Genomic DNA, 9,629 nt, shown 5'->3' with positions numbered 1-9,629 from the left:
TCGCCGGCGCGGGCGATCGCCGAGTCGCTGACGGCCACCGCGCTGCGGTAGCCGAGGGTCAGTGCGGGGGTCATCGCCCCGGTCGCGTCGAGCACTCCGCACATGGGCGCCCCGTCCAGCTCCCGGGTCAGGTAGAGCAGGCCCGCGCACTCCGCGTAGACCACCGTCCCTTCGCGGGGCATGGCGGCGATGCGGTCGCGGAGGGGTTCGTTGGCCGACAGCTCGGCGGCGTACATCTCGGGGAAGCCCCCGCCGATGACCACGCCTGTGGTGTTCTCGGGCAGGGTCTCGTCGTGGAGCGGGTCGAACCGTACGACCTCGGCGCCCGCGGCCTCGAGCAGTTCCACGTTCTCCTCGTACCCGAACGTGAACGCCCGCCCCCCTGCCACGGCCACCACCGGCCGCCCGCCCACCCGCCGTGATCTTGCAGTTGGCCGCGGCGCGTCACCGCGAACAACTGCATGATCACGGGAGAGGGACGGGGTCCAGGGGGTGGCGGACAGGGCGGGGGCCGAGCGGGCGAGGGTGAGGAGGCCCTCGAGGTCGCAGCACCCGGCGACGAGGGCGCCGAGGCGCTCGACGGTCTCGACGGCCTCCGCGTGCCGCTCGGCGACCGGCACCAGACCGAGATGCCGCGACGGCGCGGCCACGTCGTCGCGGCGGCGCAGCACCCCCAGCACCGGCACGCCGACCTCCTCGACGGCGTCCCGGCAGATGCGCTCGTGCCGGTCGGATCCGATCCGGTTCAGTACCACGCCGCCGATCCGCACGTCTTCGAAGGTCCGGAAGCCGTGCACGGTCGCGGCCACCGAACGGCCCGCCGACGCGGCGTCGACCACGAGCACGACGGGCGCGTCCAGCAGTCCGGCGACGTGCGCGGTCGAGGCGAACCCGCCCTCGCCGGCGACGCCGTCGTAGAGCCCCATCACCCCCTCGACCACGGCGAGGTCGGCCCCCCTCGCCCCGTGCAGGAACAGCGGCGCGATGAGCTCCTCGGAGGTCAGCCACGGGTCCAAATTGCGGCCCGGACGGCCGGTCGCCAGCGCGTGGTAGCCGGGGTCGATGTAGTCGGGCCCCACCTTGTGCGGTGAGACCGCGAGGCCCCTGGCGGTCAGCGCCGCCATCAACCCGGTCGCCACCGTCGTCTTGCCACTGCCTGAGGCGGGCGCCGCGACGACCAGCCGGGGGATGTTCACCGCGGCCGCCTTCGCCCGGCCGCCGGAAGGCTCACCATTCGATGCCCTTCTGACCCTTCTGGCCGCCGTCCATCGGGTGCTTGACCTTGCCCATCTCGGTCACCAGGTCGGCGAACCCGATGAGGTCCGGGTGCGCGTCGCGGCCGGTGATGACGATGTGCTGCTGTCCCGGCCGGGACCGGAGCACGTCGATGACCTCGGCGACGTCGATCCAGCCCCACTTCATCGGGTAGGTGAACTCGTCGAGCACGCACAGCCGGTAGGTCTCGGCGGCCAGATCCCGCTTGATCTGCTCCCAGCCCTCCCGGGCGTCGGCCTCGTGGTCCTCCTCGCTGCCGGGCCGCTGGATCCACGACCAGCCCTCGCCCATCTTGTGCCAGGTGACCGGCCCGCCCTCGGCGGAGTCACCGAGCACCCGCAGGGCGTGCTCCTCGCCGATGCGCCACTTCGCCGACTTGACGAACTGGAAGACCCCGATGGGCCACCCCTGGTTCCACGCGCGCAGCGCCAGCCCGAACGCGGCGGTGGACTTCCCCTTGCCCGGCCCCGTGTGCACGACGACCAGCGGCCGGTTGCGCCGCTGTCGCGTCGTCAGGCCGTCCTCGGGCACGTGTGCCGGTTTCCCCTGCGGCATGTCAGGCCACCCTCCGCGCGTTTCGTACGGCTCCGGTCAGCGAGTCGGCGGCCAGCTCCTCCAGCCGCACCACATCGGCGCCGAGCCGGGTTCCGAGACTCGCCGCGAGGCCGAGCCGCACCGGCCCGGACTCGCAGTCGATGACGACGGACGCCGGCTCGGTGAGCAGCGCCGCCGCGGCGGCCGGGTCGGGCCCGTGGGTGGCGCGGCCGTCGGTCACCACGACGAGCAGCGGGCGTCGCGCCGGATCGCGCAGGCGCTCGACCCGCAGGACCTCGGCGGCGCGCAGCAGCCCGGCCGTGATCGGGGTACGGCCACCGGTGGGCAGCCGCTCCAACCGCCGGGCACCGGCCTCGACCGAGGACGTCGGCGGCAGGGCCAGCTCGGCCGTGGAGCCGCGGAAGGTGACCAGGCCGACCTTGTCACGGCGCTGGTAGGCGTCGAGCAGCAGCGACAGCACCGCACCCTTGACCGCGCGCATCCGCTGCCGGGCGGCCATCGATCCGCTCGCGTCGACGACGAACAGGACCAGGTTGCCCTCGCGGCCGTCCCGTACGGTCTCGCGCAGATCCTCCCGCGTCATGACCAGGCCGGCGCCGCTGCGACCGCGCGCGAGCTGGTGCGGTGCGGCCGCCCGCAGCGTCGCCGTCAGGTGCACGGAGCCGGTGCCCGGGCGCGCGCCCGAGACCCGGCCGTACGCCGTGCGGGCCTTGGATCTGCGGCCGGGCGCTCCGCTGCCGAGACCCGGCACGGTGAACAGGCGGGGGCGGTACGCGGGGTCGGCCGCCGCCTCCGGGGCCTCTCCGCCGTCCCCTCGCTCCCGGGACCGGCCGGCGCCGCTCTCCTCACCGGCATCGGCGGCAGAGTGGCCGGCGTCGTCGCGTCCGGTGTCGCCAGAGCCCGTGTCATCCTCGCCACCGCCGGGCGGGCTTCCGCCAGGGCCGCCGGAACCGCCACCGGAGCCGTCCGGATCGTCGTCGGGCGGTTCGGGTTCCGCGTCGTCGTCAGGGCGCAGATTCTCCTCCAGCACCGAGTCCAGTTTCCGCTGGTCCAGACCCGGCGGATCGAAGGGGTCGCGGCGGCGGCGGTGCGGCAGCGCGAGCCGCACGGCGACGCGGACGTCGTCGGCGGTGACCGCGTCGCGGCCGTGCCAGGCGGCCAGCGCGATCGCGGCGCGGGCGGTGACCAGGTCGGCGCGGAGCCCGTCGACCTCGAAGGCCGCGCAGATCGCGGTGATCTGGCGCAGTGCGGCGTCGGGCAGCTCGACCCGCGGGAGCATCGCCTGCGCGTTCGCGATGCGCTCGGCGAGCTCGGCCTCGGCCTCGGCCCACTCGGCGGCGAAGCCGTCCGGGTCGTCCTCGAACCGAAGCCTGCGGCGTACGACCTCGGCACGCTCGCCGGGCTCGCGGGTGGCGGCCACCTCGACGGTGAGGCCGAACCGGTCGAGCAGCTGCGGCCTCAGCTCCCCCTCCTCGGGGTTCATGGTCCCGACCAGCAGGAACCGCGCCGCGTGCCGCACCGAGACGCCCTCGCGCTCGACGTAGGACCGGCCCATGGCCGCAGCGTCGAGGAGCAGATCGACCAGATGGTCGTGCAGCAGGTTGACCTCGTCGACGTACAGCACGCCGCGGTGTGCGGCGGCGAGGAGGCCGGGCTCGAACGCCTTGACGCCCGCCGTGAGGGCCCGCTCGATGTCGAGCGAGCCGGTCAGCCGATCCTCCGAGGCGCCGACGGGCAGCTCCACCAGTCGGGCCGGCCGTACGAGCGTGCAGAGGTCGTCGGGCGCGGAGCGGGGAGACGGCACGGCCCCGGTTCTCTCGGCGGGGCGCTCGTGGGGGCCGTCGGGGCAGTTCGGGTCGGGCAGCCACGGGTCGCAGGAGAACCGGCAGCCCGGGACGACCTCGACCTCCGGCAGCAGGCGGGCGAGGGCCCGCACGATCGTCGACTTCGCGGTGCCCTTCTCACCGCGGACGAGGACACCGCCGACACCGGGCGACACCGCGTTGATGAGAAGGGCCAGCTTGAGGTCGTCCATGCCGACGATCGCGGCGAAGGGGTACGGGGTCACGCGTCGTTCAGGCACGTCGTCATGCCGGGTCGTCCTTTCCTCGGGTGTCCACGCCCGTGGTGGTCAGTGCCGACGGCCGGAGTCTCCTGGCTCCCAGATCCCTGCTCGCATCTCGGCCTTCCGGCGTGCGCCGTGGCCTTCGCCTGAGAGGAGCTCCCTGGTCACAGTTGCGGGACAGCCCCGGATTCGCACCGGGTTCCTCCGCTTCCGTCGCCTGCACAGGATGACATACCGGACACACCGCCGCCCAGCGGGGACGAGTCGGCGACGACGTGCGGAGACGACGTGCGCAATCAGGCCGGGTGGAGGTGGCGGGCGTCGTCGCACTGGTGGACGATCGCCTGCAGCGCCGCGAACGGCACCGGGCACGCGAACCACACGGCCTTGCCCGGCACCTCGTGGTGCAGGCGGGACCGGGCGGGTTGCGCGCCCCAGCGGCCGTGGGAGATCTCGGCCACGATGCTGAGCCCCCGGCCGAAGTCTCCGCAGAAGGAGTTGTCGGCGAGCAGGCCGAGGTCGGGCAGCGCGTCGAAGACGGCGCACACGATCTCGCACGCGCCCGGATCGGCGGCCGCCCGGTCTAGTCCGTTCCGGGGGAACAGCCACAGCTCGTGCGGTCCGTGGTGACCCGCGTGCCGGTAGGCGTTGGTGGCGAGTTCGCTGACCATGAGCTCGGCGTCACCGATGGTCTGGGGTGGCACGTCGAGCGCCATCAGCGTCTCGCGCAGGACGCTGCGAGCCCGGCGGGCGCACATCGCGCCGAGCGGCAGGCTCCACGTCCAGCCACAGCAATCACTTGACGTCACCGTCTGAGCGGTGACCTCTGGCAAGGTGTTCAAGGCACCCTCCCCGCCACTACACCTCGTACTGTACCGTCACGCTGCGCTCTCGTCCGGTCACAGAAATCAAGCGTCTCGTGAGATTCTCATTCCCGCAACTCTCTTCAGGGAAATTCTGTAAGTTTCCGTCACCGCTCACGCACGCAGGAGACTCTCCATGGCGTACAAGCCCACCGTCCGAGGTCGCCGACTCGTCCGGGAACTCCGCCGGCTGCGCGAGGACAAAGGCATGACCTTGCAGGATGTCGCCGATCAGATCGGCTGGTCGCGAGCGACCGTGTCCCGGCTGGAGACAGGACAGACGCGCCCGCGACACGGAGATGTAGCTGATCTGCTGGCCTTCTACGGCGTGTCGGAGGAGGAACGGGACGCTCTCGTGACCCTGGCCAAACAGGCGAACACGCGCGGATGGTGGACCGCGTACGTCGACGTCTTCACCGGCAGCTATGTCGCGCTGGAGGATGAGGCGGCCGAAATCCGGACATGGGACGCCCAGCTCATCCACGGGCTCCTGCAGACCGAGGCGTACGCCCGTGCCGTCATCACCGCCGGACGAATGCTCCCCACGCCGAAGGACGTCGACCGCCGGATCGCCGCGCGCAAGAACCGGCAGGCCCTGCTCGACCGCCACGACGCGCCGCGCCTGCACGCGATCTTCGACGAGGCGGTGATCCGCCGGCCCATCGGCGGACCCTCCGTCATGTGCTCGCAGTTGCTCGCGCTCGCGGACGCCGCGCGGAGACGGAACGTCACCATTCAGATCTTGCCGTACGCCGCCGGCGCACACGCCGGCCTCGACGGCCGCTTCACGATCCTTTCGTACGCGGACACGGCGGACCCGGATATCGCCTATGTCGAGGGCACAATGGGTGACGTTTACCTTGAGCGGGAAGCGGAAACAGAACAACACAGGAAGCGATTCGAAGAGATCACCGCGCTGTCTCTTACCCCAGCCGAATCACTCAGCCTCATTGTCGAGGCAGCCAAGGAGTAACCCGACGTGAACGACCTGCAGCGCGACCTCCTCGGCGCCGTCTGGCGCAAGTCCTCTCACAGCGGCAGCGGAGACCAGTGCGTGGAAGTCGCACCGCTCACGACCGGCACCCGCGCTGTACGAGACTCAAAGGACGCCGGCGGCACCGTTCTTCTGTTCACCGCAGACGAATGGCGCCATTTCGTCGAGACCGTCAAGGCGCGTCCGCCGCTCCGTCACTGAACCGGCCCCTTACCGACTGAGCCCAGCCTCCCTCCGACACTGAATCCACCCCTTTCTCGGACCAGGCCCATCGGTCACGGCTCGGCCGGCTCCCGCGAATCCAGCCTGATTCAGGCCGGTTCACGGCGACCCGGCCGGGCCACCGTGCGTTACGGAGCGTGACTCCCCGCCGCCGGGAACCCGATCCGGGTGCGACTTCCGCTATAAATAGAACGCGTTCTACTATTGAGGTGTCATCGGAACCTGGAGGGACGCTCGTGGTCGCGGAACTCAAGCTGGGCGTCAACGTGGGCTACTGGCAGCGCAACCCCGATGACCAGACCGACACCGTGCTCGCCGCCGAGCGCCTCGGCTATGACTCGGTGTGGACGGCGGAGGCCTACGGCTCCGACGCGTTCACGGTCCTCACCTGGTACGGCGCCCGCACCTCCCGGATCCGGCTGGGCACCGCGGTCGTGCAGATGTCGGCCCGGACGCCTGCGGCGACCGCCATGCACGCCCTCACCCTCGACGCGCTGTCCGGCGGGCGGCTGATCCTCGGTCTCGGGGCATCCGGGCCGCAGGTCGTGGAGGGCTGGTACGGGGTGCCGTTCCCGAAGCCGCTCGCCCGCACCCGCGAGTACGTCGACATCGCGCGGAAGGTGTGGCGCCGTGAGGAACCGGTCACGAGCGACGGCCCGCACTACCCGCTCCCCTACCCCGGCGGCGCCGGGCTGGGCAAGCCGCTGAGGTCGATCGTGCACCCGCTGCGACCGCGCATCCCCGTGTATCTGGGTGCCGAAGGCCCGAAGAACGTCGCCCTGTCCGCCGAGATCGCCGACGGCTGGCTGCCGTTGTTCGTCGACCCGGCCCAGATCGAGCCGATCTTCGGGCCCTCGCTGGCGGGCCGCCCGGAGGAATTCGACATCGCCGCCACCGTGACCACCATCGTCACCGATGACGTCGCGGGCGCCCTGGAGTTCGCCAAGATCCCGCTCGCCTTCTACATCGGGGGGATGGGCGCGCGGCAGCGCAACTTCCACCTCGACCTGATCGGCCGGCTCGGTCACGCCGAGGCGGCCGCCAACGTGCAGGAACTGTTCCTGGCCGGCCGGCGGGACGAGGCGATCAGGGCGGTGCCGGACGACCTCGCCGATTCCATCTCGCTGCTCGGCCCGATCGGGCGCATCAAGGAACGGCTCCAGCTGTGGCGGGACTCGCCGGTCACGACCCTGCTCATCGCCGGTGTGCGCGACGAGCCGACCCTCCGCGCCATCCGCGACCTCGTGTACGGGTGAGGAACCGGCGGGCCGGCGGCCAGCAGAGCACGGCCGCCACGACGGCGTAGACGCTGATCGAGAAGGGCGTGGCGATCAGCCCCCGTTGGAGCTGACCGGGCCTGGCACAATCGCTCCGTGACGATCCCCCGAGCGGCCGCCCGCACCCGAGCGCGGCGATCTTCGTAGATGGGAACGCTCCAGGCGTACTTCGGGCCTGCCGCGCTCATCCCGCTGTGGTGCGCGGCGCTGGCCGGTTGGGGAATGGTCGCCTCCGGCATCTGGCGCGGCCTGACCGGCCAGGCGCGGAGGGCCTCGCTGTTCGCCCACGTACTCACGCTCGGCGGCATCACGGCGACCAGCATGCTTTTCGGCTACGGGCTGCTGCAGACCACGATCGCGGCCACCGCGGGCTGGTGGGCGCTGGTGGCGGTCACCGGAGCCCGCCCGGAACGGCTGCTCGACCCCGAAGGCCGCGGCCTCGTGCGCCTGGCGGCGTGGTCGTCGCTGTCCGTCGTCCTGGTCGTCGTCATGCGCCAGTCACTCTTGTGACGCCTCAGTCTGGGTAAAACCTCCGTAGTATCCGGGAAAAGGCCTGGTCGCGATCCTTCGGAGGTGAGGTCATGCCGTGCGCGCTGTGCGGCGACATCATCCCCACCCAGGTCGACCGATGCCCGGCCTGCGGCGCGTTGGCGCGCCGGCGCGACTACCGGGCCCTCGGGGTCGCGGTGTTCATGCTGCTCGGCTTCAACGCCTTCATCGCGCTCGGTTCCGGCGTCAGCATGACGCGGATGGTGGGGATCCTGGCCTCCGCCACCAACGACTCCTACGACCCGGCCGCCGCCGGCCGGATGCTCGCGCCGTACTCCGACCTCTTCACGACCTCGGCGACGCTGGCGATGGTGACCGCCGTGCTGTACCTGCCGTGGTTGTGGCTGGCCTACCGCAACGCGGCGGAGCCACGACGCTACCGGCAGGCGTGGGTGGTCGCGAGCTGGTTGTGCCCGGTGGTCAACCTGTGGCTGCCGCCCCGGCTGGTCTATGACGCCTGGGTGCGCAGCGGCCGCTTCCGGCTGGCCGAGCGGCACGCGATCGCCGCGGTCGTCGCGGCCTGGTGGGCCGGTCTGCTGAGCGCCCTCTGCCTGATGTGGCTCTTTCCGCGTAGCCACACCGAGACCATCGCGGAGGCCCGCTTCGCCGTGCACCTCGGAATCGTGGCCACGACCACCCTGGCGCTCTCGGCCGCGCTCTGCATGATGACCGTCTTCGGGATCACCCGCCTGCAGATGAGCCGCCCCGCCTGAGACCGCCGGTCAGGACGGGCCGGTCGACCGAGGTGGCCCGCCCGGGGGGACGAGGGGCAGCCTGAGCACGAAACGCGCGCCGCCGATGGCCGAGTCCTCGACATGGAGAGTGCCCCGGTGGGCGCACGCGATGTCCCGGGCGATCGCCAGGCCGAGACCGGTGCCTCCCACGTCGCGGCTCCGGGCGGCGTCCAACCGCGTGAACCGTTCGAAGATCCGTTCTCGATCGGCCTCCGTGATGCCCGCTCCGTCGTCGGCGACCGAGAGTTCGGCATGGTCTCCGACGCGGCGCACATCTATCGCTACGGTGCTCTTGGCGTGCCGCTGCGCGTTGTCGAGAAGGTTGCCGAGCAGCCGGCTGATCTGGGTGCGGACGACGTCGACCGTCGCCCCGCGCTCGAGGCAGAGCCGTGGCGGAAGCCGATCCATCCGGCGAGAGACCTCCACCTCGGCCAGTTCCGCCAGATCCACTGTTTCGCGCGCGCCGGGCGAACATACCCCCACCCGCGCCAGGAGGAGCAGGTCGGTGGTGATCGCCTGTAGCCGGTCGACCTCGTTGAGCGCGCGGTCGAGCACGTCCTGGACGCTGGTCTCGTCGGGATAGAGCTGCCCCTCCTCGAGCTGCATGCGCAGCCCCGCGAGTGGGGTGCGCAACTCGTGGGAGGCGTCGGAGGCGAACTGCCGCTGCTGGTCGAGAGCCTGTTCCATCCGTTTCTGCGCGCGCTCCAGCCGTCCCAGCGTGCTGTTGACCGTCTGGGCGAGTCGCGCGATCTCGTCGTCGCCGGGCGGCTCCGGGACCCGGCTGCCGAGATCGGTCCCGTTGATCTCGACGAGTCGCGCGCGGATGGCCTCCACCGGGCGCAGCGTGCGACCGGTGATCTTCCAGGTCGCGAAGGCGGCGAGGAGGACCAGTCCGGCGGCCTGCGTGGCGAAGATCGCGTCGAAGCTCCCCGGCGAGGCCGGCCCCGGGGCCGGCCGGCCCGCATAGACGACGGGAGAGTCCGGCATGGACCTGACCCGCAGCGCCGAGATCCGTACGCAGCCGACGCGAGGCTGCGCGCAGGTCTGTACGTCCTGTTCCGGCGACTGCGCCGATGGCCAGGTCGAGATCATGGG

The 9,629-nt window shown here is 71.6% G+C and carries 10 protein-coding genes and 1 riboswitch; of the genes, 5 read left to right on the top strand and 5 right to left on the bottom strand.

Going from position 1 to position 9,629, the window contains the following annotated elements:
* From HKK72_RS30980 to HKK72_RS30965, 4 genes are all read right to left on the bottom strand, one after another.
* The coding region (locus tag HKK72_RS30980) for a cobyrinate a,c-diamide synthase (RefSeq protein WP_222721360.1) at positions 1 to 1,181 on the bottom strand (1,181 nt) is incomplete at its 3' end.
* A gap of 46 nt (positions 1,182 to 1,227) precedes the next feature.
* Positions 1,228 to 1,830 carry a cob(I)yrinic acid a,c-diamide adenosyltransferase gene (gene cobO, locus HKK72_RS30975; protein ID WP_187237983.1) on the bottom strand — a complete coding sequence of 201 codons (603 nt, stop codon included), beginning with the start codon at positions 1,828 to 1,830 and terminating at the stop codon, positions 1,228 to 1,230.
* A 1-nt stretch (position 1,831) separates the two neighbouring features.
* On the bottom strand, positions 1,832 to 3,865 hold the full coding sequence (locus HKK72_RS30970) for a VWA domain-containing protein (RefSeq protein ID WP_187237987.1): 2,034 nt from the start codon (positions 3,863 to 3,865) through the stop codon (positions 1,832 to 1,834).
* Positions 3,866 to 3,954: 89 nt separating this feature from the next.
* Positions 3,955 to 4,158: riboswitch (cobalamin riboswitch) on the bottom strand.
* Positions 4,159 to 4,191: 33 nt separating this feature from the next.
* The gene (locus tag HKK72_RS30965; RefSeq protein ID WP_222721357.1) at positions 4,192 to 4,737 is read right to left on the bottom strand and encodes an ATP-binding protein; all 546 of its coding nucleotides are present in this window, start codon (positions 4,735 to 4,737) and stop codon (positions 4,192 to 4,194) included.
* 157 nt (positions 4,738 to 4,894) lie between these two features.
* Between HKK72_RS30965 and HKK72_RS30960 the strand changes: the two genes are divergently transcribed.
* The 5 genes from HKK72_RS30960 to HKK72_RS30940 all read left to right on the top strand — a co-directional run bounded on the left by HKK72_RS30960 (position 4,895) and on the right by HKK72_RS30940 (position 8,513).
* The gene (locus HKK72_RS30960; RefSeq protein WP_187237982.1) at positions 4,895 to 5,731 is read left to right on the top strand and encodes a helix-turn-helix domain-containing protein; all 837 of its coding nucleotides are present in this window, start codon (positions 4,895 to 4,897) and stop codon (positions 5,729 to 5,731) included.
* A 6-nt stretch (positions 5,732 to 5,737) separates the two neighbouring features.
* Entirely contained in the window at positions 5,738 to 5,953 is a 216-nt protein-coding gene (locus tag HKK72_RS30955) for a DUF397 domain-containing protein (RefSeq protein ID WP_187237981.1), read from the top strand.
* Positions 5,954 to 6,210: 257 nt separating this feature from the next.
* Positions 6,211 to 7,230, top strand: a complete 1,020-nt coding sequence (locus tag HKK72_RS30950) for an LLM class F420-dependent oxidoreductase (protein ID WP_187237985.1) — start codon at positions 6,211 to 6,213, stop codon at positions 7,228 to 7,230.
* Between the two features lie 168 nt (positions 7,231 to 7,398).
* Positions 7,399 to 7,761 (top strand): hypothetical protein, encoded by a 363-nt coding sequence (locus HKK72_RS30945; protein WP_187237980.1) that lies wholly within the window; start codon positions 7,399 to 7,401, stop codon positions 7,759 to 7,761.
* A 71-nt stretch (positions 7,762 to 7,832) separates the two neighbouring features.
* Positions 7,833 to 8,513 (top strand): DUF4328 domain-containing protein, encoded by a 681-nt coding sequence (locus HKK72_RS30940; RefSeq protein WP_187237979.1) that lies wholly within the window; start codon positions 7,833 to 7,835, stop codon positions 8,511 to 8,513.
* Positions 8,514 to 8,522: 9 nt separating this feature from the next.
* Here HKK72_RS30940 and HKK72_RS30935 read toward each other — a convergent pair.
* Positions 8,523 to 9,629: sensor histidine kinase (locus tag HKK72_RS30935; protein WP_187237978.1), on the bottom strand; the 1,107-nt coding region annotated here is incomplete at its 5' end.

It is taken from the genome of Actinomadura sp. HBU206391 (genome assembly GCF_014323665.1).
Lineage (GTDB): Bacteria > Actinomycetota > Actinomycetes > Streptosporangiales > Streptosporangiaceae > Actinomadura_C.
The sequence above is the reverse complement of the archived record's forward strand: the minus strand, read 5'-3'. Positions and strand labels throughout refer to the sequence as shown.

Excerpts from the sequence above, each read along its gene's own strand:
- HKK72_RS30945 (WP_187237980.1), top strand. The coding sequence starts at position 7,399 with ATGGGAACGCTCCAGGCGTACTTCGGGCCTGCCGCGCTCATCCCGCTG.
- HKK72_RS30960 (WP_187237982.1), top strand. The coding sequence starts at position 4,895 with ATGGCGTACAAGCCCACCGTCCGAGGTCGCCGACTCGTCCGGGAACTC.
- cobO (WP_187237983.1), bottom strand. The coding sequence starts at position 1,830 with ATGCCGCAGGGGAAACCGGCACACGTGCCCGAGGACGGCCTGACGACG.
- HKK72_RS30970 (WP_187237987.1), bottom strand. The coding sequence starts at position 3,865 with ATGGACGACCTCAAGCTGGCCCTTCTCATCAACGCGGTGTCGCCCGGT.
- HKK72_RS30940 (WP_187237979.1), top strand. The coding sequence starts at position 7,833 with ATGCCGTGCGCGCTGTGCGGCGACATCATCCCCACCCAGGTCGACCGA.